The sequence below is a fragment of the Caballeronia sp. dw_276 genome, assembly GCF_018449635.1.
In the GTDB taxonomy this organism is placed as follows: Bacteria; Pseudomonadota; Gammaproteobacteria; order Burkholderiales; family Burkholderiaceae; genus Caballeronia.
Map to the genome: position 1 here is coordinate 259,306 of NZ_JAAVUV010000011.1, position 22,132 is coordinate 281,437.

At 59.4% G+C, this 22,132-nt stretch carries 20 protein-coding genes and 1 riboswitch; of the genes, 18 read left to right on the forward strand and 2 right to left on the reverse strand.

Annotated features, from left to right (window positions below):
• The first annotated feature begins 35 nt into the window (after window positions 1-35).
• From HB633_RS23205 to HB633_RS23245, 9 genes are all read left to right on the forward strand, one after another.
• Window positions 36-2,381, forward strand: coding sequence for a tetratricopeptide repeat protein (locus HB633_RS23205; protein WP_213780463.1), 2,346 nt, complete (start codon window positions 36-38; stop codon window positions 2,379-2,381).
• A 32-nt stretch (window positions 2,382-2,413) separates the two neighbouring features.
• A complete protein-coding gene (locus HB633_RS23210; RefSeq protein ID WP_213780464.1) occupies window positions 2,414-3,580 on the forward strand; it encodes a DegT/DnrJ/EryC1/StrS family aminotransferase in 1,167 nt (388 codons plus the stop codon).
• Window position 3,581: 1 nt separating this feature from the next.
• Window positions 3,582-4,139 carry a GNAT family protein gene (locus tag HB633_RS23215; RefSeq protein WP_213780465.1) on the forward strand — a complete coding sequence of 186 codons (558 nt, stop codon included), beginning with the start codon at window positions 3,582-3,584 and terminating at the stop codon, window positions 4,137-4,139.
• A 4-nt stretch (window positions 4,140-4,143) separates the two neighbouring features.
• Window positions 4,144-4,923 (forward strand): phytanoyl-CoA dioxygenase family protein, encoded by a 780-nt coding sequence (locus tag HB633_RS23220; protein ID WP_213780466.1) that lies wholly within the window; start codon window positions 4,144-4,146, stop codon window positions 4,921-4,923.
• Between the two features lie 26 nt (window positions 4,924-4,949).
• Window positions 4,950-5,678 carry a class I SAM-dependent methyltransferase gene (locus tag HB633_RS23225; protein WP_213780467.1) on the forward strand — a complete coding sequence of 243 codons (729 nt, stop codon included), beginning with the start codon at window positions 4,950-4,952 and terminating at the stop codon, window positions 5,676-5,678.
• A 55-nt stretch (window positions 5,679-5,733) separates the two neighbouring features.
• Window positions 5,734-6,465, forward strand: a complete 732-nt coding sequence (locus HB633_RS23230; RefSeq protein ID WP_213780468.1) for a WbqC family protein — start codon at window positions 5,734-5,736, stop codon at window positions 6,463-6,465.
• Between the two features lie 188 nt (window positions 6,466-6,653).
• The gene (locus tag HB633_RS23235) at window positions 6,654-7,790 is read left to right on the forward strand and encodes a flagellin (RefSeq protein ID WP_213780469.1); all 1,137 of its coding nucleotides are present in this window, start codon (window positions 6,654-6,656) and stop codon (window positions 7,788-7,790) included.
• A 182-nt stretch (window positions 7,791-7,972) separates the two neighbouring features.
• Window positions 7,973-9,499, forward strand: a complete 1,527-nt coding sequence (fliD, locus tag HB633_RS23240) for a flagellar filament capping protein FliD (protein WP_213780470.1) — start codon at window positions 7,973-7,975, stop codon at window positions 9,497-9,499.
• Between the two features lie 11 nt (window positions 9,500-9,510).
• A complete protein-coding gene (locus tag HB633_RS23245; protein WP_213780471.1) occupies window positions 9,511-9,810 on the forward strand; it encodes a flagellar protein FliT in 300 nt (99 codons plus the stop codon).
• 109 nt (window positions 9,811-9,919) lie between these two features.
• Here HB633_RS23245 and HB633_RS23250 read toward each other — a convergent pair whose 3' ends face one another.
• Complete coding sequence (locus tag HB633_RS23250) at window positions 9,920-10,930, reverse strand: sodium:calcium antiporter (protein WP_213780472.1); 1,011 nt, start codon at window positions 10,928-10,930, stop codon at window positions 9,920-9,922.
• Window positions 10,931-11,030: 100 nt separating this feature from the next.
• Window positions 11,031-11,199: riboswitch (yybP-ykoY riboswitch) on the reverse strand.
• A 239-nt stretch (window positions 11,200-11,438) separates the two neighbouring features.
• Between HB633_RS23250 and HB633_RS23255 the strand changes: the two genes are divergently transcribed.
• The gene (locus HB633_RS23255) at window positions 11,439-13,025 is read left to right on the forward strand and encodes an ABC transporter substrate-binding protein (RefSeq protein ID WP_213780473.1); all 1,587 of its coding nucleotides are present in this window, start codon (window positions 11,439-11,441) and stop codon (window positions 13,023-13,025) included.
• Between the two features lie 50 nt (window positions 13,026-13,075).
• On the opposite strand, the gene HB633_RS23260 is transcribed toward HB633_RS23255, so the two are convergent.
• Window positions 13,076-14,155, reverse strand: coding sequence for an MBL fold metallo-hydrolase (locus HB633_RS23260; protein WP_213780474.1), 1,080 nt, complete (start codon window positions 14,153-14,155; stop codon window positions 13,076-13,078).
• A gap of 111 nt (window positions 14,156-14,266) precedes the next feature.
• Here HB633_RS23260 and HB633_RS23265 point away from each other — a divergent pair, with 111 nt between their 5' ends.
• The 8 genes from HB633_RS23265 (at window position 14,267) to HB633_RS23300 (ending at window position 21,965) form a co-directional block, all read left to right on the forward strand.
• On the forward strand, window positions 14,267-14,719 hold the full coding sequence (locus HB633_RS23265) for a MerR family DNA-binding transcriptional regulator (RefSeq protein ID WP_213780475.1): 453 nt from the start codon (window positions 14,267-14,269) through the stop codon (window positions 14,717-14,719).
• A gap of 85 nt (window positions 14,720-14,804) precedes the next feature.
• A complete protein-coding gene (gene aceK / locus HB633_RS23270) occupies window positions 14,805-16,607 on the forward strand; it encodes a bifunctional isocitrate dehydrogenase kinase/phosphatase (protein WP_213780476.1) in 1,803 nt (600 codons plus the stop codon).
• 30 nt (window positions 16,608-16,637) lie between these two features.
• Window positions 16,638-17,423 (forward strand): carbonate dehydratase, encoded by a 786-nt coding sequence (can, locus tag HB633_RS23275; RefSeq protein WP_213780477.1) that lies wholly within the window; start codon window positions 16,638-16,640, stop codon window positions 17,421-17,423.
• Window positions 17,416-18,609 (forward strand): acetyl-CoA C-acetyltransferase, encoded by a 1,194-nt coding sequence (locus tag HB633_RS23280; protein WP_213780478.1) that lies wholly within the window; start codon window positions 17,416-17,418, stop codon window positions 18,607-18,609. Before can ends, HB633_RS23280 begins: the two co-directional genes overlap by 8 nt.
• Window positions 18,610-18,619: 10 nt before the next feature.
• Window positions 18,620-19,297, forward strand: coding sequence for an SDR family oxidoreductase (locus HB633_RS23285; protein WP_213780479.1), 678 nt, complete (start codon window positions 18,620-18,622; stop codon window positions 19,295-19,297).
• A gap of 46 nt (window positions 19,298-19,343) precedes the next feature.
• Window positions 19,344-19,952 carry a glutathione S-transferase N-terminal domain-containing protein gene (locus tag HB633_RS31155; RefSeq protein WP_213780480.1) on the forward strand — a complete coding sequence of 203 codons (609 nt, stop codon included), beginning with the start codon at window positions 19,344-19,346 and terminating at the stop codon, window positions 19,950-19,952.
• A complete protein-coding gene (locus HB633_RS23295; RefSeq protein WP_213780481.1) occupies window positions 19,949-20,368 on the forward strand; it encodes a YchJ family protein in 420 nt (139 codons plus the stop codon). Before HB633_RS31155 ends, HB633_RS23295 begins: the two co-directional genes overlap by 4 nt.
• A gap of 343 nt (window positions 20,369-20,711) precedes the next feature.
• Complete coding sequence (locus HB633_RS23300; protein WP_213780482.1) at window positions 20,712-21,965, forward strand: CocE/NonD family hydrolase; 1,254 nt, start codon at window positions 20,712-20,714, stop codon at window positions 21,963-21,965.
• Window positions 21,966-22,132: the final 167 nt, after the last annotated feature.

The window sequence follows — 22,132 nt, forward strand, 5'->3', positions numbered from 1 at the left end:
ATAATTCTCTTAACAAATTCCGTCCGCGTACACACATGACCCCTTCGACCGTTCTCTCCGATACACAGGTATCCAGCACCGGCAACGGCGCCGATCCCGAGTTCGAGCAGGCGCTCGCCGAAGTGCTCGCGGCTGCGATCGGGCACCATCACGCAAACGAAATCAATGAAGCGGAGGCGCTTTATAAGATTATCGTCGAAGCCCAGCCGACGCAGCCCGACGCCAATCACAACCTGGGTGTCATCGCATTGCAACGCGGCGAGTTCGAGCGTGCCGTCGGCTGTTTCGAGGTGGCGATCGGCGCGAATCCCGAGCAGAATCAGTATTGGGCAAGTTATATCAATGCGCTGAACCAAAGTGGCCAGACGTCTGCCGCTTGGGTTGCGTTGGAACTGGCGCAGCAGCGCGGAATGAACGGTCCCGCTGTGGATACGCTGATCCAGCAAATGGTGCAAGGCGTAGCGGCGCCAGCCAAGCCTGACGCCACCGAGCAAGCGACCGGGAATCAGATGGCTGCGCTGGACGCTGCCTCGACTACCGCCGCTGATGTCTCGTCTGCACGCGCTCGCAAGGAACTGAGTCCCGTTCCGCCGCCGCAGCAAATCAACCGGTTGACTGCCCTATATAACCAGGGACGCACAGCCGAGGCGCTGGAACTGGCCCGCGCCATGACCGTACGTTTTCCAACCTACCCGCTTGGGTGGAAAGCAATCGGTACGGCGTTGCACAGCCAAGGCAAGATCCCAGAATCGCTTGCGCCGCTTCGACGGGCTGTTGAACTCGCGCCGCAGGATTTGGACGCGCGCAAAGTGCTGGCAGACTGCTTGCGTATTGTCGGGGAATACGCGGAAGCGGAAGCCGAGTGCCGGACGATCATCTCGCAAGCGCCCGCGCATGGAGAAGCGCACCGGATTCTCGGCGTCACGCGGCTCGCCATGGGGCAGATTTCGGAGGCGGAAGCGTATTGCCGAAAAGCCGTGGAACTGATGCCGAACTCGGACGTTGCTTACAGCACGCTGGGTGTGATGCTGCTTGATCAGGGCAAGCTCGCGGATGCCGAGGCACAGTTCCGGCGGTCGCTCGAGATCAAGCCGGACGCACCGATCTCGCACGAAAACATCCTGTTTTGTCTTAGCCACAACGACGAAGTCACGCCGGAAGCCTTGCTCGCGCAACATCTGCAATTCGGCCAGCAGTGCGAGACTCCGCTGCGCAAGCTGTGGAAAAGGCACCAGAATTCCCGAAAGCCTGACAAACAATTGCGCGTTGGCTTCGTCTCAGGCGACCTTTATCAGCACGCAGTTGCCACCTTCGTGGAACCGGTGCTGGCGTATCTGGCGCGCGACCCAAGCATCGCAATCCATGTCTACTACAACCATTCGATAACCGATGAAGTCAACGCACGGCTGCGCAGCCACGTCGGGCACTGGAACAGTGTTCCGGGCATGACGGACGCGCAACTCGCCGACAAGATCCGCGCCGATGGAATCGATGTCCTGATCGATCTGTCCGGGCATACCGGACGCAACCGCTTGCTTACGTTCGCGCGCAAACCTGCGCCTATCCAGGCTAGCTGGATGGGCTATCCGGGAACCACCGGCCTGCGCGCAATGGATTACTACTTCGCCGACGCGTGGCATGTGCCGATGGAGTTCGCGAACGGACAGTTCATCGAGAAGATTGCGCACTTGCCTGCCAATGCGCCATTCCAGCCTGCTACGCTTGCTCCGCCGATCAACGGCCTCCCCGCGCTGCATAACGGCTTTATCACGTTTGGCAGTTTCAACCGCGTGAGCAAGCTGCGCCCGAGCGCGATCGTGTTGTGGTCCCGGTTGCTGCGTGCGTTGCCGGATTCGCGCATGGTGTTGGGAGCAATGCCGCGGGATGCCAGCGTCGACACCTTGATTGAATGGTTCGCCAACGAAGGCATTTCGAGGGACCGCCTCGATTTCCGCACTCGATCGAGCATTCCCGTGTATCTGCAGCAACATCATCACGTCGATATTTGTCTCGATACCTTCCCGTACGCAGGCGGCACCACCACCCTGCACGCCATGTGGATGGGCGTTCCCACGCTGACGCTCCCTGGCCGCGCGATGCCAAGCCGTGGCAGCACCGCGGCGCTCGTCATGGCGGGACTCGACGGATTTATTGCCGCAGATAGCGACGACTTCGTGGAAAAAGGCCGCGCCTGGGCCGCCGATCTGCCGGCGCTGGCCGCTTTGCGCGCAGGCATGCGCGAACGCTGCGCGACCTCGCCGATGTTCCAGCCTGAAATCATTGCCACAGGACTTTCGAACGCGTTGCGCGAGATGTGGCGCCGCTGGTGCGCAGGCGACGAGCCCACGCCAATTGAAGCGCCGGCGCGTTCCGCCGCATAAGTTCCAACCCTTAGCCTGATCCTGGAAAAACGATGAGCAGCCTTCCTGTTCGCCTTGTAGAGCCGGTTATCGACGATCGTATTTTCGTCACCCAGCCGCACCTTGCACCGCTTGCCGAGTTCTTGCCGTATCTCGAGAAAATCTGGAGCAGCAAGGTGTTGACCAATGGCGGCCCTTTCCATCAGCAACTTGAGCAGGCGCTTTGCGAATATCTCGGCGTCGAGCATCTGGCGCTGTTCACAAACGGTACGCTGGCGCTCGTCACCGCGTTGCAGGCCCATCGGATCACTGGCGAGGTCATCACCACGCCTTACTCGTTCGTCGCGACGGCGCATTCACTGTTGTGGAACGGCATCAAGCCAGTTTTCGTGGACGTCGATCCGGACACGCTGAACCTCGATCCTGAAAAGATCGAAGCCGCGATCACGCCGCAGACCACAGCCATCTTGCCGGTGCATTGCTATGGCCGCCCGTGCAATCTCGACGCAATCCAGAAGATTGCCGATAACTACAACCTGAAGGTGATCTACGACGCCGCGCATGCGTTCGGCGTAAAAACCGATGTAGGCAGCGTGCTTGCCCACGGCGATCTTTCAGTGCTCAGTTTCCATGCCACCAAGGTGTTCAACACGTTCGAGGGCGGCGCCGTTGTCTGCCCCGATGCAAAGACCAAGCAGCGCATTGATCATCTGAAGAACTTTGGTTTCGTGGATGAAGTGACCGTGGTCGCGCCCGGCATCAACGGCAAGATGAGCGAGATCAACGCCGCGTTCGGCATGTTGCAGTTGAAGCATATTGACGAAGCACTCGAACGCCGCGCGGCGATTGACGCGACTTATCGGCGGCTGCTTGCGGACGTCAAGGGAGTGCGCTGTATTTCAGCGCTGGAAGGGCCGTCGGGATACGTGGCGAATCACGCGTATTTCCCGATTTTGCTGTCCGACGAATATCCGGTCGAGCGCGATACGCTTTTCAACTTAATGCGCGAGCACAACATCTTTGCGCGCCGGTATTTCTATCCGCTGATTTCCGATTTCCCGATGTATCGCGGCTTGCCGTCCGCACAAAGCTCCAATCTGCCTGTTGCAGCCGATGCCGCCCGGCGCGTTTTATGTCTGCCGATTTACCCGGCGCTCGCCGATCACGATATTGAACGTATCGTGGATCTGGTCGCACATCCGCTCGGCGGCGCGCACTGATATGAACGACCAAGCCATTGTGCTTCGCGAGATCACGGCGGAAGATCTGCCTGCAATCAACGCGTGGCGTGCAAAACGGGAAGTCGTCGATGCGCTGGTGGGCAGTTTTCGCCATGTGAACGCCGATATTGACCGGCGCTGGTACGAGTCGTATCTCGCCAGCCGCGCGAGCAACGTCCGCCTCGCGATTTGCCACCGCGAAAGCGGAGAATGCGTGGGCGTCGTGTATCTGCTCAAGATTGACTGGATCAATCGCAGCGCGGAATTCGGCATCCAGATCGGCGATACAGCCGCGCAGGGACAAGGCATAGGCGACGCGGCGACGCAACTCGCGCTCCGTCATGCGTTCGGCGATCTCAACCTGCGCCGTGTTTATCTGTCTGTTCTGGCAACCAACGGACGCGCCATCAAGCTATATGAGAAGACCGGCTTTCGTCACGAAGGCGTCTTGCGCGAGGCGGCGTTCAAGTCGGGCCGCTATATAGACTTGCTCCTCATGGCCATCCTCGACCACGAATTCGACGCGCCGGCTGCTCGCCAGGACCGTCGAGAGGGCTGACGACATGGACATCACAACCTTCGATCAGGAAATGGATGCCAAAGGCTGGGTCATTCTTCGTGATGCACTCGAACCCGGTCTGGTCGACCGGCTGCGTAGCGACTGCCTCAAATGGATCGATATCTGCACGCAATATCAGGTCGCCAGCGGTATCAACGCACAAGGCGACGGCACCGCGCATCACAGCGTGGGCGCAGAAGACAGCATTGACGAATTCATCCGGCTGCATCTTTTTCATGCGTGGCTGCAGCATTACTTCGACAGCAAACCGTACATCCTGCACGCCTGCAATCCCGTGGGCGGATTTCCGCGTGTGCAGAACTATGTGCACCGCGTGCACAGGGACGTTGCGACGTTCATTCCCGACTACCGGCTGCGCATCAACATGCTCGTGATGCTCGACGATTTCACGCTTGAAAACGGCGCAACTCGTGTATTGAGCGGTTCGCATTGGCAGCCCGTTCAACCCGCCGATGACGAATTCAACGCACGCAGCGAGCCGTTGACAGGCCGCGCCGGTTCCGTGATCTTGTTCAACTCATATTTGTGGCACAAGGGCACGCTGAATACGACGTCACGCAATCGTGTGGCGTTGACGCTCAGCTACGGTCCGGCATTCGTCAAGCCGCAGATGGACTACGCGCGGCTGATTGGCGAAGACCGGGGCGCGGCGCTTTCACCGCTGACGCGCCAAGTGCTCGGCTTCAATTCGCGCGTGCCGGTCAGTCTGGCCGAGTGGTATCGGCCACGGCCCGACAGATTGTATTTGCCCGATCAGGGCTAGTTCCAACCCAACACCAAAGGCAAGCGATGCGCGATTACAACTCAGAGGCCCAGTCGAGGCCGGAAAAAAGGTACGACTACAACTTCGACGAAATCGTTCGCGGCTACATGATGAAGCGCTTCGCGCCGCATTTTCAAAGCGGGCCGGCGCTCGAACTGGGCTGCCACGAAGGCCGGTCCACGCAACTATTGTCGCAGCACTTCCCTGATCTCACCGTGGTCGAAGCGTCTTCGGACGCGCTTGCAGTCGCGAAGCGCAACGCTCCGGAGACCGTCACGTTTATCAACTCGACCTTCGAAGAAGCAAAGTTTGACAAAACGTTTCGCTCGATCTTCCTGATCAACACGCTTGAACACCTGGAAGAAACCGGTCCGGTGCTGCGCAATATTAGCGAATGGCTGGCGCCCGACGGCCAGTTCTATGTGCTGGTGCCGAATGCGGATGCGCCGTCCCGCCAGATTGCCGTGCAGATGCGGCTGATTGAATCGAACAATGCGGTTACGTCGGGCGAGTGGGCTCACGGACATAGACGGACTTATTCGTTCGACACCCTGGAAGCCGATGTCCGCGCGGCCGGAATGAAAATCGAACAACGCGGCGGCTTGATGTTCAAGGCGCTGGCAAATTTTCAGTTCGACCGCGCGCTCGCGGCCGGGATAATCGACGAGAAATACCTCGAGGGAATCTACAACCTCGGCATGATCTATCCCGCTATGTGTGCCAGCATTTTCCTGATCTGCTCGCGCGCGCAATGATCCTGATCGCGACGTTGTTCGAGATGCTGATCGACTTCGCGATGCGGAGGCGCTCGTGAAGGTCGCGATCATGCAGCCTTACTTCTTGCCGTACATCGGCTATTTCCAGCTGATGAAATCGGCCGACGTATTCGTGGTCTACGACAACATCAAGTACACCAAGAAAGGCTGGTTCAACCGCAATCGCTTCCTGCAAAACGGCAGCGATGCATGGTTCAGCCTGCCGTTGCAAAGTGATTCGGACTCGCTGGACGTGATCGAGCGCAAGCTCGACCCAGCTTTCGATAAACGCAAGCTGCTGAACCAGCTGAGCGCGGCGTACAAAAAAGCCCCGCATTTTGCGAACGGCTTCGAATTGCTGCGCGAATGCGTGGAGTATGAAGAAAGCAATCTCTTCCGCTTTATCCATCACGCGATTCTCACGACCGCCGCGCGCTTGCAGATCGATACGCGCGTGGTCGTTTCGTCGTCCATTCCGATCGATCATTCGTTGCGCGCGCAGGACAAGGTGCTGGCGATTTGCGAGGCGCTGGGCGCAACGACTTATATCAACGCAATCGGCGGGACCGAGTTGTATTCGGCCGAAGCTTTCGAGCGGCGCGGCATGGCGTTGCGCTTCATCAAGCCAAGAGCGCTGGAATACCGGCAATTTGGCGCGCCATTTGTGCCGTGGCTTTCGATCCTCGACCTGTTCATGTTTATCGACGAGAACACGATCCGGCAAAGCGTGGTTGAGTTCGACCTCATTCCGGCGCAAGAGCCTGACGCGTGCCATGCACATAAATAGTGCATAAGTCTTTGAAACTGAGTAAAGCTTGAACCTCAATCCTATGAACAATCTTTCTGATTCATAGATTGACTGCCTAAAGTTTCCTCCAACCCCGCCGAAAACCTAAACAAGCGGCCAAACAACTAGCCGCTTCAACCAGATACGGCGTTGTTACTGACACAACCGCCAGGCCCACGGAGAATGAAATGATCGGTATCAATAGCAATATCAACTCGCTGGTCGCCCAGCAAAACCTGAACGGCACGCAAAGCGCATTATCGTCGGCAATCACCCGCCTCTCGTCGGGCAAGCGCATTAACAGCGCAGCTGATGATGCAGCAGGCCAGGCAATTGCCTCGCGCATGACGTCTCAGATCAACGGCTTGAACCAAGGTGTTTCGAACGCCAATGACGGCGTGTCGATGACCCAAACGGCTTCGAGCGGTTTGAACCAGATCACGGACAACCTGCAACGTATTCGTCAACTCGCCGTGCAAGCGTCGACCGGTTCCCTGTCGGCAAGCGACCAGGCCGCTCTGCAGAAGGAAGTTGCACAACGTATTTCGGAAGTGAACCGTATTGCCTCGCAAACGACGTACAACGGCACGAACGTGCTGGATGGCTCGGCAGGCAACGTCAGCTTCCAGGTTGGTGCGAACGTCGGCCAGACCATTTCGGTCGACTTGAGCCAAGGCGTTTCGGCCGCGAAGCTTGGCGGTGGCTTTGCACAATCCGGCACGGCGATCGGCTCGGTTTCCGGCCTGAGCCTGAACGCGTCGGGTGCATCGACGACCGGCACGGCCGCCATCACGACCATCAACGTGCTGGCAGACGGCAAGGGCGGTTTCACGTACACCGACCAGAACAACCAAAGCATCTCTGCGACCGTCGCAACGAGCTCGGTGTTCTCGGCAACGGCTGCATCGGGCACGACGGCTGGTTCGCTGGCATTCCAGGCGACCTTCGCATCGTCCGCTTCGACCTCACAAACGAGCTCGTTGGCGTCCCTGAATTCGAATAACACGCCGCCGCTTGTGTCGGCTATCGACATCAGTACGGCAAACGGCGCGAATGGTGCAATTGAATCGATCGACAACGCGCTTCAAGCGGTGAACTCGATTCAAGCTAACCTCGGCGCTGCGCAAAACCGCTTCACGTCGATCGCTTCGACGCAAACGCAACAGTCGACCAACCTGTCGTCTGCTCAGTCGCAAATCACCGACGCAAACTTCGCGCAGGAAACGGCGAACTTGAGCAAGGCGCAAGTGTTGCAACAAGCTGGTATCTCGGTGCTGGCACAGGCCAACTCGCTGCCGCAGCAAGTTCTGAAGCTCCTCGGCTAAGCATCCTCGCCGAACACGTAGCCGGCGCGCGGCGTCTAAAGCGCGCGCCGGTTGGAACACCTGGCAGCACAGCGGTACTTGCAGCATCGGAGAAGCAAAAAACCGCTGGGAGGCTTGCCTCCCAGTTCGCGTTTCCGCATTTTTATCCATCGGTTAAGACCTACGCACGAGCGGAGTAATGCATGAGCACGATACCCACATCAACCGGTTCGACCGTTGACCCGAACAGCGCCATCCAGCAGGCTGCACAGTCGATCATCAGCGGCTCAACCGGCTCGACGATGGACGTGAACTCTCTCGTCACGGCGATCGTCAACGCGAAGGTCGCGCCTCAAACCGACGCCATCAACAACAAAACAACATCCGACAACACGCAATTGACCGCGATCGGTCAGTTGAAGTCGGTCATGTCTCTCCTGCAAAGCTCCCTCACGTCGCTGTCCGACGGCACGGCCATGTCGGCCTTCACGGCCACGGGCGATGGCAAGGGCATTACCGCGAAGGGCACGACAGGCGCAGTCGCGGGATCGTATTCCGTGAAGGTATCGAATATTGCGACTTCGCAGTCGATCACCTCCGGCGCATTCACCACTGGCCAGACGCTTGGCACCGGCACGATGACAATATCGGTCGGCGGCAAGAGCATGGCGGTGAACGTCGACTCGACCAACAACACGCTCGCGGGAATCGCAGCCGCCATCAACTCCGGCACAGGCAATCCGGGCGTGACCGCCGCAATTGTGAATGGCACGGACGGCGCGCATCTGGTATTGCGTTCGGCGGCAACGGGCGTGTCGAATGGTATCAACGTATCGATTTCCGGCTCCGGTTCGTCGGACGCGCTGAACAATCTTGCTGTCACTTCCGGAACGGTCCCGGCGCCCGCGAGCAGCACGGAAACAGCAGGCAACTACACCGGCTCTACAACCAGCGTGACGTCGGGCGCGTGGACTCAGAGCGTGGCAGGACAAGACGCCAATTTCTCGATTGCGGGAACGCCCGGCACGAGCGCGAGCAACACCATCACCACAGCGCTCAGCGGTGTGTCCATGACTCTGGACTCCACGTCTGTTGGCACCACGCAAACGCTGACGGTGGCGCCGGACACGACCGGCCAGACCACGGCGATCACGGCGTTCGTCACTGCCTACAACAACTTTGTCACGACAGCCACCACGCTATCGTCATTCGATGCAACCCAGGCAAAGGGCTCGCAGGGTGGCGTGCTGCTCGGCGACTCCATGCTCAACACCATTCGCAACACGCTCGCCAGCGCGATCAGCGGCGGCGTGGGCACAGGTTCGTCGGCGGTTAATCTTGGTTCTATCGGCATTACGCTGCAGCCCGACGGCACGCTGAAGACCGACTCCGACGCACTGACCGCCGCTCTGACCAGTAATCCGGGTATGGTCTCGAACCTGTTCAACCAAACCAACGGCGTAGGCGCCACGATGAACAACAACCTGACGGCGTTCCTGTCGGTTGGAGGTATCGTGGATTCGCGCACGACGGCGCTTAATAGCGATCTTTCCAGCCTCAAGGACCAGCAAACGCAGCTGACCGCCTACACGGCTCAATTGACCACGTCATACAACGACCAATTCACCGCGTTGAACACGCTGATGTCGCAATCGACGAGCAACGCCAATTATCTGACGGCGCTCTTCGGCGGCACCAACAGCGCTGGCGCGCTCGCGACCAACAAGTAAGGGGCCATGCGATGAACCAGCAAGAACTGATCGCCCAGGCGTGGGCCTTGACGGAAGCCATAGAAAGCGCGGCCGCAAATAATGACTGGCCGCGCGCCGCGGAACTTTCGCTCGCGCGCTCGCCGCTGTTGATGGGCTTGCAAGCCGACCAGCCCGCCGATTCCATGGTTACGATCCGCCGGATTCAGGCGAGCATTGCCGCGATGATGAACGTGGCGACATCGGCGGAAACAGCGTTGATGAAGAGTCACCGGCAAGCGCTGAATCAGGCAAGCGCCGCCGGCCGATATCAGCAGGCAGCGCAATTCTGAAGCGGCAATAAAGAGACAACACAGAACAACAACAGATGCGCGGTAGGCACGACGCGCGATGTTATTGATGCCCGCTTCGGCGGGCTTTTTTTATGCGCGTACGAAGTCTTTATCGCCCGAGCGTCAGTCCGAGATAAAGCGCGTACAACCCGCCGTTCACAAGCAGGGCCCACAACACGATTCCGCCCTTCCTCGCGTTGAAACGCAGCCACGCAGCGGCGGCAAGCGTGATAAAAACGCCGGTCAGCACTTCGACCCGCGGCTCCCACGGCGTCAGCATGATGCCGATACCCGGCAGCAACGTGCCTTGAAAAACCATCGCGCCGGTGATGTTGCCGAACGCGAGCGTGTCCTTGCCGCGGCGCGCCCAGATGATGCTGTTGACCTTTTCGGGCAGTTCGGTCGCGATCGGGATGATGATCAGCGAAAGCAGCAGCGCCGATATCCCCAGCACGTGCGACACGCCTTCCACGCCTGCGATAAACCCCTTCGCCCCGCCAACCAGCAGCGCAGTCCCAATCACCATCTGCAAGATGATGGTCGCAAGCGTCGTCGGCAAGCCCAAACGGGCGACGAGAAGACGCTCCGGCGCCTCGGTGCCGTGACCCTTCTCGACCAGACTGGCCGATGCACGAAACGTCGTGATCACATACACCACATACACGCCGACCAGCCCGGCCGCGAACAGTGCGCGGACCGGCCACGCGTGATGCGGGACGAACATCGCGCCGGCGGCAATCACAAACGCGCAGAGGAAGAAATTGAGATCGCGGGTAAAGCCAGTGTGTTCGGGCGTGACGAGACCTTTAAGGCCGCGCATCTTGAGAACGGCGATGGCCATCAGGCAGGTGGAGAGCGTCGCGAGCATCAGCGGTGCGCCAAGGATGGCGCCCACGCCAATTTCCTCGTTCACCGAACGATTGGCCGTGGCGCCCAGCAAGGCGATGATCGGCACCGTGGTTTCGGGCAAGGCCGTGCCAATGGCCGCAAACAGCGAGCCCGTGACGCCTTCGGAGATACCGAGTTTTTCGCCGAGATGTTCGAGTGCGTTCGTGAACAATTCCGATGCCGCCAGAATCATCACGAGCATGATTGCAAGTTGCAGGAAAAGCATGGTCATGCCGCACCTCGCAATGAGGCGCACTGGCGAATGCAACGCAAGGAGAAGCTTGTGACCGGAGTGGGGTATTTTTGTTTTGGAGACACGATGATTTCACGGTCGGACGTCAGCGAACCAGGGTGCTATCCCGCGCCGTCCGACCGTGAACGACAAGATGCACCCATGGTCTCGCCAAACCGGACCGGTCGAACGCGCCACGGCACCAGCCGAGTATGTTGACGCGTCCTCCTCCCATTGCGGAAGGAAGGCTACTCCCCAAAGACGGGCATGAGTTTAGCGTGAGGCCGTGGATTAGGCAAGGCGGCGAGGCCAGGCGGGAGCGTCCACATATCGATATCCCCAATCGGTCGTTGTAGCGGAAATAACGATTCAGTAAGCTACGCCGACGCGGGTTTGTTGCGCAGAACCGCGCACCCGGGCGCGCCGTACAATAAGTCGCAACGCAGCCTGCATCAAAAATGACCAAATTAACCGACTAACCGAAAACAGCATCAAAACGGGAGATTCCATGCGCTTCAGAATGCTCGCAGCCGCAGTCCTGGCTTTATCGCCAATGCTTGCGATAGCAAAACCGCTCACGGTATGCACGGAATCGAGCCCGGACGGCTTCGACGTCGTGCAGTTCAACTCGCTCGTGACGACCAACGCGTCGGCGGATGTGATCTTCAACACGCTCGTTTCCTACGATGAAGTCGCGAAGAAAGTCACGCCCGCGCTCGCCGAGAAGTGGGACGTCAGCGCCGACGGCCTGACCTACACGTTCCATCTGCGCCCGAACGTGGCGTTCCAGAGCACGGACTACTTCAAGCCATCGAGGAAATTGACGGCCGATGACGTCGTGTTCTCGTTCGACCGCATGCTTTCCGACAGCAACCCGTGGCACAAGATTGCGGGCGCAAGCGGCTTCCCGCACGCGCAATCAATGGGCTTGGTGAAGCTGATCAAGTCGGTCTCCAAAGTCGATGACAACACCGTGACGTTCGTGCTGAACACGCCGAACGCGACCTTCGTGCCTATTCTGACGATGGGTTTTGCATCGATCTATTCCGCCGAATATGCCGATCAATTGCTCAAGGCCGGCAAGGAAACTGACCTCAACGCAAAGCCCATCGGAACGGGTCCGTTCGTGTTGAGGAGCTACACCAAAGACGCCGTGATCCGCTACGACGTGAATCCGACTTTCTGGGGCGCGAAGCCCAAGGTTGATCGGTTGATCTACGCCATCACGCCGGACGCCTCCGTGCGCGCGCAGAAAATCAAGGCGGGTGAATGTCAGATCGCGTTGTCGCCGAAGCCGCAGGATGTGATCGATGCAAAGAAAGGCGGATCCATCAAAGTGGTCGAGACGCCGGCCTTCATGACGGCGTTCGTAGCACTGAACACGCAGAAAAAGCCGCTCGATAACCCCAAGGTGCGGCAAGCGCTGAACGAAGCATTCGATCGCACGACGTACCTGAAAACGGTCTTCGAAAACACGGCGACGGCCGCTGTCAATCCGTTCCCGCCCAACACGTGGAGCTATGACAAGCAGGTCACGCCCTACGCGTATTCGGTCGATCGCGCGAAAAAACTCCTCGCCGATGCAGGCTATCCCAAGGGCTTCGATACCACCATCTGGGTACGTCCGAACGGCAGCGTGCTGAACCCGAACCCGAAGGCCGGCGCGGAATTGCTGCAGGCGGATCTGGCGAAGATCGGCGTGAAGGCGCAGGTCAAGGTGATCGAATGGGGCGAACTGATCAAGGAAGCCAAGCAAGGCCAGCACGACATTTTGTTCATGGGCTGGGCCGGCGACAACGGCGATCCGGACAACTATCTGTCGCCGCTCTTCAGTTGCGCTGCGGTGCGTTCGGGCATCAACTTCGCGCGTTTTTGCGACCCGACGCTGGATCGTTTGATCGATGAAGGCAAGGCATCGGCGGATATTGGCAAGCGGACGAAGGCTTACACGGAAGCGCAGCAAATCATCCACGATCAGGCGTTGTGGATTCCGCTCGGGTATCCGACCGCGTCCGCGCTTACGCAGGGCAATGTGAGCGGGTATCGCGTGAGTCCGTTTGGACGGCAGAACTTCGCGAACGTGTCCGTGCAGTAATTGCTGTTCTCATGAAAAGCCGGGCGCCTTGGAAAAAGCGCCCGGCTTTTTTATGCCGGCGCGAAGCGGATCACGCCATCCTCTTCCTGCGTACGGCGCACCAGGCTGCCCTCCAGCCAGAGCAAATGCAAATGCGCCAATGCCTCGCCCAGCGCGAAGGTCATCTGGTGGACATCGAGGGGACGCTTGAACATGATCGGCACGATGTCCGCCGCGCTGTGCGGCTTGATCGCGCAGGCCTCGCGCACTTCCGCCAAACGCGCGGCGTGATGATCGCGAAGCTGCCCGATGCGCGTATGCATGCCGCGAAACGGCTTGCCATGCGAAGGCAGGACCAGGGCATCGGCGGGTAAGGTTTCGTAGCGGCCGAGGGATTCCAGGAACAACGCCACCGGATTGCTTTCAGGTTCGATCGCAAACACCGACACGTTAGTGGAGATGCGCGGCAGCACCATATCGCCGGAAATCAGCACGTTGGTTTCCGCGCAATAAAACGCGCAATGTTCGGGCGAATGGCCGAAGCCCGTGATCACTTCCCAGTCGCGGCCGCCGATTTTGACCTTGTCGCCATCGCGCAAACGGCGGAAATGCGGGGGTATCGATGGAACCAGTTTCGGGTAATACGTATCGCGCTTGCGCAACGCTTCAAGCGATGCAGTGTCCGTCATGCCATGCCGCGCGAAGTGTTGCGCGGCGCGCTCGCCGCCGGCGTCCGAGCCGTCGCCGCTCGACATCACGCGGCCCATCGCGTATTCGCCATGCGACATCCAGAGCCTGAGCGGACCCCAGCGTTTTTGCTCGCCGCCGTTGCAGATCCAGTCGGCGAGACCCAGGTGATCCGGGTGGCAATGCGTGACGATCACGCGCAACACCGGCAGACCGTCGAGCAAGGAATCGAAGACACTTTCCCAATTGGCGCGGATGGTTTCGTCTGAAATCCCGCAATCGATGATGGTCCAGCCCTTGATGCCATCGATTTCATCGTGCATGACCCAGACGTTGATGTGATCGAGCGCGAACGGCAGCGGCATGCGCACCCAGAACACGCCGGGCGAGACTTCCATGGCGTGACCGGGTTCGGGAAGCCGGTCGGCGAAAACGTAATCCAGTTGTTGTTCGAGCGGATTCATGCGGGTGGGTCTCCGGGTTGTCGATTCTTGCAATGCCGCCAAGTTGACGCTAACGTTAACCTGCATTTTACAGCGGATGTAAAAAGCCGTTCAGCGCTCCCTTACGTACATATGACAGATACGCGTTACACCATCACTGAACTGGCTCGCGAATTCGACATCACGCCGCGCGCGATCCGCTTCTACGAGAATCAGGGTTTGCTTGCGCCGGCGCGTGAAGGCACGAACGGCGTGCGGCGCGTTTATTCGGCGCGCGACCGCACGCGTTTGAGGCTGACGCTGCGGGGAAAGCGACTGGGGTTCACGCTCTCGGAGATCAGCCGGCTGCTCGATCTCTACGATTCACCCACGGGTACGGTTGCGCAGTTGCACGCGTTCCTAGACACCATCGCTGAACATCGCGCGGTGCTGGAGCGACAACTGGAGGACCTGAACGCGACGCTCGCGGAGCTTGCCGCGTATGAAAAGCAAGGCCGTGCGCTGCTTTCGGCGAACGCTGAAAAGCGCGTGCGGAAGGTTGCTTCAGCGGCTCTGGCGGTGCAGAAAACCGCGAAGGCCCTTTGACGCGGCGGCCGGGAACAGCCATGGCGATACAATATCGCCCGGTTTTAAAGCACAAACGCGACACCACACGAAGTGCAGGGTCGATATGAATCACTTTCCCAAATTGCTGTCGTCGCAGATTGGCTTCGATGTCGCGCAAACGCTGCTCGAAGGGTTCGATCGTCACTATCGCGTTTTTCGCGATGCCGCGATCGCGGCGAGGCATATGTTCGAGGAAGGCGACTGGCACGCGCTGCAACGTCTGGCGCGGGAACGCATCACGTCATATGACGATCGCGTGGAAGAATGCGTGATGCGTCTGCAGGACGAATACGACGCCGAAAACATAGACAATGAAGTCTGGCAGCAGATCAAGCTGCATTACATCGGATTGTTGACGGCGCACCAGCAGCCCGAATGCGCGGAGACGTTCTTCAATTCCGTGTGCTGCAAGATCCTGCACAGGTCGTACTTCAAGAACGACTTCATTTTCGTACGGCCGGCCATATCGACGGAATACATAGAAAACGATGAACCCGCGGCCAAGCCGACGTATCGCGCGTATTACCCAAGCAAGGACGGACTTGCCGCGACGCTCGAGCGCATTGTCACGAACTTCCAGCTCGAACCTGCTTTCGAAGACCTCGAACGCGATATCCAATGCGTGATGCAGGCCATTCGCGACGCCTTCGGCGAGTTCAAGGCCGCGCCGAATTTTCAGATTCACGTATTGTCGTCATTGTTTTTTCGCAACAAGGCGGCGTACATAGTTGGGCGCATCATCAACGGCGATCTGACCGTACCGTTCGCCATGCCCGTGCGTCACGCACAGCCGGGTCTGCTCGCGCTCGATACCGTCTTGCTGCAACGCGAACAACTGCTGATCATCTTCAGCTTCTCGCATTCGTACTTTCTCGTCGATATGGAAGTGCCGTCGGCGTACGTGCGGTTTCTGCGGACCATCATGCCGGGCAAGCCGAAGGCGGAGATCTATACGTCGGTTGGATTGCAGAAGCAGGGCAAGAATCTGTTTTATCGTGACTTGCTGCATCATCTCTCGCATTCCAGCGATAAATTCGCCATCGCGCCCGGCATCAAGGGCATGGTCATGCTCGTGTTCACGCTGCCGTCGTTCCCGTACGTGTTCAAGCTGATCAAGGATAATTTTCCGCCGCCGAAGGAAACCACGCGCGAAAAGGTCGAGGATAGATACCGGTTGGTGAAGCGGCACGATCGCCTCGGACGCATGGCCGATACGCTCGAATATTCGAGCGTCGCGTTGCCGCTGTCGCGTCTCGACGATGCATTACTCAAGGAGCTCAAGAAAGAAGTCCCGTCGATGATCGAATACGAAGGCGACAAGCTGGTGATCCGTCATTTGTATATCGAACGCCGCATGACGCCGCTCAACCTGTATTTGCAGAACGGCTCGCCGCATGAGATCGAGCACGGCATCAGGGAATACGGCGACGCCATCAAGCAATTGATGCAGGCGAACATCTTCCCCGGCGACATGTTGTACAAAAATTTTGGCGTGACGCGCCATGGTCGCGTCGTGTTCTACGATTACGATGAAATCGAATACCTGACCGACTGCAACGTGCGCCACGTGCCGCAAGCGCGCACGGAAGAAGACGAGATGTCGGGCGAGCCGTGGTACACCGTCGGCCCGCACGACATCTTTCCGGAAACGTACGGCACGTTCCTGCTCGGCGATCCACGCGTGCGCGATGTCTTCATGAAACACCACGCCGATTTCTTCGATCCGGCGCTGTGGCAAAAGCACAAGGAACAGATTCTCAACGGCGAACTTGCCGATTTTTTTCCCTACGAACGCAGCATCCGTTTCAGCGTTCGATACCCCGAGCGTTTTCTCGACGGCGCACCGGCTGCACGCGCCGCCGCATGAAACCCGCGTGACCCACTAGCAATCAATGCCATGTCCAACATCGACAACCCAGCAAGTCCCGACACCAACCCGCTTTCGCACCTGTTCAACAACAACCTGCAATGGGTCGAGCGCAAGCTTTCCGAAGATGCCGAGTATTTCTCCCGCCTGGCTCACCAGCAAGCACCGGAATATTTGTGGATCGGCTGTTCCGATTCGCGCGTGCCGGCGAACCAGATCATCGGCTTGCCGCCGGGTGAGGTGTTCGTGCACAGGAACATCGCGAACGTGGTGGTGCACTCGGATCTGAATTGTTTGTCGGTGATCCAGTTTGCGGTCGATCTGCTGAAGGTGAAGCACATCATGGTCGTCGGCCACTATGGATGTTCCGGCGTGGGCGCGGCGCTGGTTGGAACGCGCGTCGGTCTGGCCGATAACTGGCTGCGTCACGTGGAAGATGTGCGCGACAAACACGCAGCGCTGCTCGAAGAATGGCCGATGGGCGTCGCGCGCAATCGCCGGCTGGTGGAACTGAATACGATTGAACAGACGGTGAATGTCTGCCACACGACCATCCTGCGCGACGCCTGGGCGCGTGGTCAGGAAATCACCGTGCACGGCTGGACCTACGGCGTTCACGACGGCCGCGTGCGCAACATGGGCATGATGATCAGCGGGCCGGAAGAGGTTGAACCGACTTATCAGAAATGCATCGCGGCGCTCGCGCGCGGTGGCGCGCATTCAGCCGAGAACGATGTGCTTGCAGGCGACGCTGCCCGTCTCGGCGATGTCCCGGCTATTGTGAAAGGTGTGATCAAGGAGCTAAAGCATGAATGATTTCGTAGCTGATCCTGTGGTGATCGTCTCGGCTGCACGCACGCCGATGGCCGCTTTCCAGGGCGATTTCGCGAGCGTCACGGCGCCGCAACTCGGCTCGGTCGCGATCCGTGCGGCGGTTGAACGGGCCGGGCTCAAACCCGAACAAATCGAAGAAGCCGTGATGGGTTGCGTGCTGCCCGCAGGTCTCGGACAAGCGCCCGCGCGCCAGGCCGCGCTCGGCGCGGGTTTGCCGTTATCGACCGGAAGCACGACCGTCAACAAGATGTGCGGCTCGGGCATGCGCGCCGCCATGTTCGCGCACGACATGCTGCTCGCCGGGTCCGCCGATGTGATCGTCGCGGGCGGCATGGAAAGCATGACCAACGCGCCCTACCTGTTGCCGAAAGCGCGCGGCGGCATGCGCATGGGTCACGGTCAGGTGCTCGATCACATGTTTCTCGACGGCCTTGAAGACGCGTACGAAAAAGGCCGCCTGATGGGCACGTTCGCCGAGCAATGCGCGGGTTCGTACAAGTTCACGCGCGAAGCGCAGGATGCGTTTGCCATCGAATCGCTGAAGCGCGCCAAGCGTGCGAACGAAGACGGTTCGTTCGGCTGGGAGATCGCGCCGGTGACGGTGTCGGGGCGCAAGGGCGATACGGTGATCGATCACGATGAACAGCCGGCAAAGGCGAACATCGAAAAGATTTCGACGCTCAAGCCCGCCTTCGCCAAGGACGGCACGGTGACGGCGGCGAATGCATCGTCCATTTCCGATGGCGCCGCCGCGCTCGTGATGATGCGCGAATCCACGGCCAAACGGCTCGGTCTCACGCCGCTCGCGCGCGTGGTCGGCCACAGCACGTTCGCGCAAGAACCGGCGTTGTTCACCACGGCGCCCGTCGGCGCAATCCGCAAGCTGTTCGAGAAGAACGGCTGGCGCGCGAATGATGTCGACCTGTACGAGATCAACGAGGCGTTTGCCGTCGTCGCCATGGCCGCCATGCGCGAACACGATCTTCCCCACGACAAGGTCAACGTCCACGGCGGCGCGTGCGCGCTGGGACATCCTATTGGCGCATCGGGCGCGCGGATTCTCGTCACGCTGATCGGCGCATTGCGTCAGCGCGGCCTGAAGCGCGGCGTGGCGAGCTTGTGCATCGGCGGCGGCGAAGCGACCGCGATGGGCATTGAACTCATCTGAAGGTGACGGCATGAAAACGGTATTGATCGTGGGTGCATCGCGCGGACTCGGGCATGAGTTCGCGCGCGAATATTGTCGCGATGGCTGGCGGGTGCTCGCCACGGCGCGCGACGCGGCATCCATCAGCGCACTCGAAGCGATGGGCGCCAAGACCTTCTCGCTCGATACAACTAAACCCGACCAGATTGCCGCGCTCGGCTTGCAACTCGATGGCGAAAAGCTGGACGCGGCGATCATCGTGTCGGGCGTTTATGGGCCGAGAACGGAGGACGTCGAAACCATCCTCGCCGAAGATTTCGATGAAGTCATGCACACGAACGTCCGTGGTCCCATGCAACTGCTGCCGATTATTCTGCCGCTAACCGACGCCGCCCACGGCGTGCTCGCGGTCGTGTCGAGCAAGATGGGCAGCATCGCGGAAATGAATGCGACGACGGGCTGGTTGTATCGGGCGAGCAAGGCCGCGTTGAACGCAGCGCTCAAGGCAGCGTCGCTGCAAGCGCGCGGCGCGACCTGCGTTTCGTTGCATCCGGGCTGGGTTCGGACCGACATGGGCGGATCGTCGGCCGCGATCGATCCCGCGCATAGCGTGACCGGCATGCGCGCAGTGATCGCCGCAGCCGCGGCGGATCACACGAAGTTCAACGGCAGTTTCATCCAGTACGACGGCACGCCGATCAAGTGGTGATCTTGCGTCCCGGCGCAGGCGTTTCGACTGAACAAGAGGACATGAAGTGACGTATCAAGTGCATGGCGTGGCGTCATCGGGAAATTGCTACAAGGTCCGGCTCGCGCTCGAACAACTCAACTTGCCGTATGTCTGGCACGAAGTGGACATGATGAACGGCGCCACGCGCACGGATTTGTTTCGTCGGATGAACCCGAACGGCAAGGTGCCGGTGCTTCAGATCGACGAGAACACGTGCCTGTTCGAATCCGATGCCATTCTGTATTACCTGGCCGAAGGCACAGCGCTCTTGCCCACGGATCGGCTCGCAAGGGCGCGCGTTTTGCAGTGGATGTTCTTCGAGCAATACAGCCACGAGCCGAACGGCGCGGTCGCGCGCTTCATCCTGCAGTTCGCGAAAAAGCCGGACGATCCACGCTTGCCCGAGAAAACCGCCGGTTCGTATCGGGCGCTCGACGTGATGGAAACGCATCTCGCCTCGCGTACGTATTTCGTCGATGAGCAATACAGCATCGCGGACATTGCGCTCTACGCGTACACCCATGTCGCCGATGAAGCCAATCTCGATCTCGGCCAATATCCCGCAGTCCGCGCGTGGCTGGCGCGCGTGAAGGCGCAGCCGGGTCACATCGAGATGCCGGGTGTCGACGCATGACAACGCCCGTCGAATGTCCTTGCGGTGGCGCGTCGCCGGAAGCAAACCTTAAGCGTCCGCCTAAGTACGCGCAATGTTGCGGACGCTTCATAGAGGTCGGCGAAGCACCGGCTACCGCAATGGAACTGATGCGTTCGCGCTACACCGCGTATGTGATCGGCAACACCGCGTATTTGTGCGCGACGTGGAGCGAAGCCACTTGTCCGCGCGACCTTGACGCATCGGCCGATCCCGCCACGCGCTGGCTTGGCTTGCAGATCAAACGCCACGTATCAATCGATGCAACCCACGCCGAAGTCGAGTTCGTGGCCCGCTACAAGGTCGCCGGACGTGCGCATCGTTTGCATGAAACCAGCCGTTTCGAACGCGATAACGCCGGTCACTGGCGCTATATAGACGGCGATGTCCGCGAATAAATATGCACGGCAAATATTTCCTTAACGAGTGCTTTCGTTAAAAAAATTGTGCAGTGCACGGGTACTTTCTAATTGCGCCAAATGATTTTGTCCGGGTACTCTGTCTTTTAGCCAGCCGTTGGCGAATCGGTAGCAAGCTATTGTTTCATAAGCTAATTACCGGTCCACGGACTGACGTTGCATATTGAAGCCCATTGTCATGTCTATTCGGGACATGACTTCACGGACCGCCAGGCGATACTGTGTAAACAGTACAAACGCGCGGAACTGATGGATCGTGACAATAAGCCGGCCCGCGTCTAGCTAACCAGCAGCGGGGTCGAAAGCAGGCGGAGTTTCGGGGATGGCGTTCAGGCAAGTGATGTCGGGTTGTTTCGCTGTATGCGCGGTGGCGGCAACGTTGGTGGCCATGTCCACTCGCGCGTCCGCAGAGCCATTTCCCGGTGCGCAGCAATATGCATCGCTCGATGCACCCGCGTTCGGCACGGTGAAGCCGGCGTTCGATCCTTCGCTGCCGTTAGTCGACCCCAGCCTCAACGAGTCGGTCATCGAAATTCCGTCGGGCGATGTCACGCTCCAAACCACCATCTTCAAACCCAACGGCACGGGCCCGTTCCCGATGGTCGTTTTCAATCACGGCAAACTTCCTGGCAATGCACATGACCAACCGCGTGCGCGTCCTCTGGCGCTGGCACGCGAGTTCGTGCGTCATGGCTACGTGGTCGTTGTGCCGAATCGCCGCGGCTTTGCCGAATCCGGCGGCGAGTACACCGGCAACGGCTGCAATGTCGAAGCCAACGGCTTCACGCAGGCCAATGACGTTGCGGCGACCGTGGCTTATATGGACAAGCAACCGTTTGTCGACAGCAAGCATGTGGTTGTTGCGGGCGCGTCGCATGGCGGTCTGGTCACGATGGCCTACGGCGCGCGCGATGCACGCTCGGACGCGGGCGTTCGTGGCCTGATCAATTTCTCCGGCGGTCTTCGCCAGGATGAATGCCCGAACTGGCAGAAGAATTTGACGAGCGCGTTCGGCGAATATGGCGAGCACGTGAAGTTGCCGTCGCTGTGGATGTACGGCAGCAATGATTCGGTGTGGCAGGGTTCGCTTCCCGATGACATGTTCGCGTCGTACACCGCGCACGGCGCGCGCGCCGACATGGTGGATTTCGGCGCGTACAAAAACGATGCGCATCGGCTGGTTGGAGATCGCGATGGCGTGCCGATCTGGTGGCCGCGCGTGAAGGCGTTCTTGGCGGATATCGGCATGCCGGCGGATTTGCAGTATCAGGTTTCGTATCCGCAGGCGCCTTCGCCGACGGGTTATGCGAATGTGGATGCGGTGGCGGCAGTTCCTTTCCTCGATGAGCACGGCCGCGAGGGTTACGAGAATTTCCTGCATCAGTATTCGAGCCGTGCGTTTGCGGTGTCGGATTCGGGCGCGTGGTCGTGGGCGGAGGGCGGTGACGATCCGATGGCCGTCGCGCTGGATGGTTGCCAGAAGCAGAGCACGGAGCCGTGCAGGCTTTATGCGGTTAATAATGCCGTGGTGTGGGATGAGCGCAGTGCGGCGCAGACGCAGACGGCTTCGCGGTAGGGGTTTGCCTTTGTTCAGCTAAAGGCTGGGAGCTGGGGTTTGGAGTGGTGGTTGGGGGGTGGTGCCGGGTTGCTGCTTTTTAGGTTTTCGCGCGTTCCGTCTTAGCTGATTTCTTTAGCACTGTTAGCCACTGTGCGTGGCGGCACTGTAGTGGTCAAGTAATCATG

What these genes read in the sequence shown, in the direction of transcription:
- HB633_RS23205 (WP_213780463.1), top strand. Translation starts at nt 36, where the DNA reads ATGACCCCTTCGACCGTTCTCTCCGATACACAGGTATCCAGCACCGGC.
- HB633_RS23210 (WP_213780464.1), top strand. Translation starts at nt 2,414, where the DNA reads ATGAGCAGCCTTCCTGTTCGCCTTGTAGAGCCGGTTATCGACGATCGT.
- HB633_RS23215 (WP_213780465.1), top strand. Translation starts at nt 3,582, where the DNA reads ATGAACGACCAAGCCATTGTGCTTCGCGAGATCACGGCGGAAGATCTG.
- HB633_RS23220 (WP_213780466.1), top strand. Translation starts at nt 4,144, where the DNA reads ATGGACATCACAACCTTCGATCAGGAAATGGATGCCAAAGGCTGGGTC.
- HB633_RS23225 (WP_213780467.1), top strand. Translation starts at nt 4,950, where the DNA reads ATGCGCGATTACAACTCAGAGGCCCAGTCGAGGCCGGAAAAAAGGTAC.
- HB633_RS23235 (WP_213780469.1), top strand. Translation starts at nt 6,654, where the DNA reads ATGATCGGTATCAATAGCAATATCAACTCGCTGGTCGCCCAGCAAAAC.
- fliD (WP_213780470.1), top strand. Translation starts at nt 7,973, where the DNA reads ATGAGCACGATACCCACATCAACCGGTTCGACCGTTGACCCGAACAGC.
- HB633_RS23245 (WP_213780471.1), top strand. Translation starts at nt 9,511, where the DNA reads ATGAACCAGCAAGAACTGATCGCCCAGGCGTGGGCCTTGACGGAAGCC.
- HB633_RS23250 (WP_213780472.1), bottom strand. Translation starts at nt 10,930, where the DNA reads ATGACCATGCTTTTCCTGCAACTTGCAATCATGCTCGTGATGATTCTG.
- HB633_RS23255 (WP_213780473.1), top strand. Translation starts at nt 11,439, where the DNA reads ATGCGCTTCAGAATGCTCGCAGCCGCAGTCCTGGCTTTATCGCCAATG.
- HB633_RS23260 (WP_213780474.1), bottom strand. Translation starts at nt 14,155, where the DNA reads ATGAATCCGCTCGAACAACAACTGGATTACGTTTTCGCCGACCGGCTT.
- HB633_RS23265 (WP_213780475.1), top strand. Translation starts at nt 14,267, where the DNA reads ATGACAGATACGCGTTACACCATCACTGAACTGGCTCGCGAATTCGAC.
- aceK (WP_213780476.1), top strand. Translation starts at nt 14,805, where the DNA reads ATGAATCACTTTCCCAAATTGCTGTCGTCGCAGATTGGCTTCGATGTC.
- can (WP_213780477.1), top strand. Translation starts at nt 16,638, where the DNA reads ATGTCCAACATCGACAACCCAGCAAGTCCCGACACCAACCCGCTTTCG.
- HB633_RS23280 (WP_213780478.1), top strand. Translation starts at nt 17,416, where the DNA reads ATGAATGATTTCGTAGCTGATCCTGTGGTGATCGTCTCGGCTGCACGC.
- HB633_RS23285 (WP_213780479.1), top strand. Translation starts at nt 18,620, where the DNA reads ATGAAAACGGTATTGATCGTGGGTGCATCGCGCGGACTCGGGCATGAG.
- HB633_RS23295 (WP_213780481.1), top strand. Translation starts at nt 19,949, where the DNA reads ATGACAACGCCCGTCGAATGTCCTTGCGGTGGCGCGTCGCCGGAAGCA.
- HB633_RS23300 (WP_213780482.1), top strand. Translation starts at nt 20,712, where the DNA reads ATGGCGTTCAGGCAAGTGATGTCGGGTTGTTTCGCTGTATGCGCGGTG.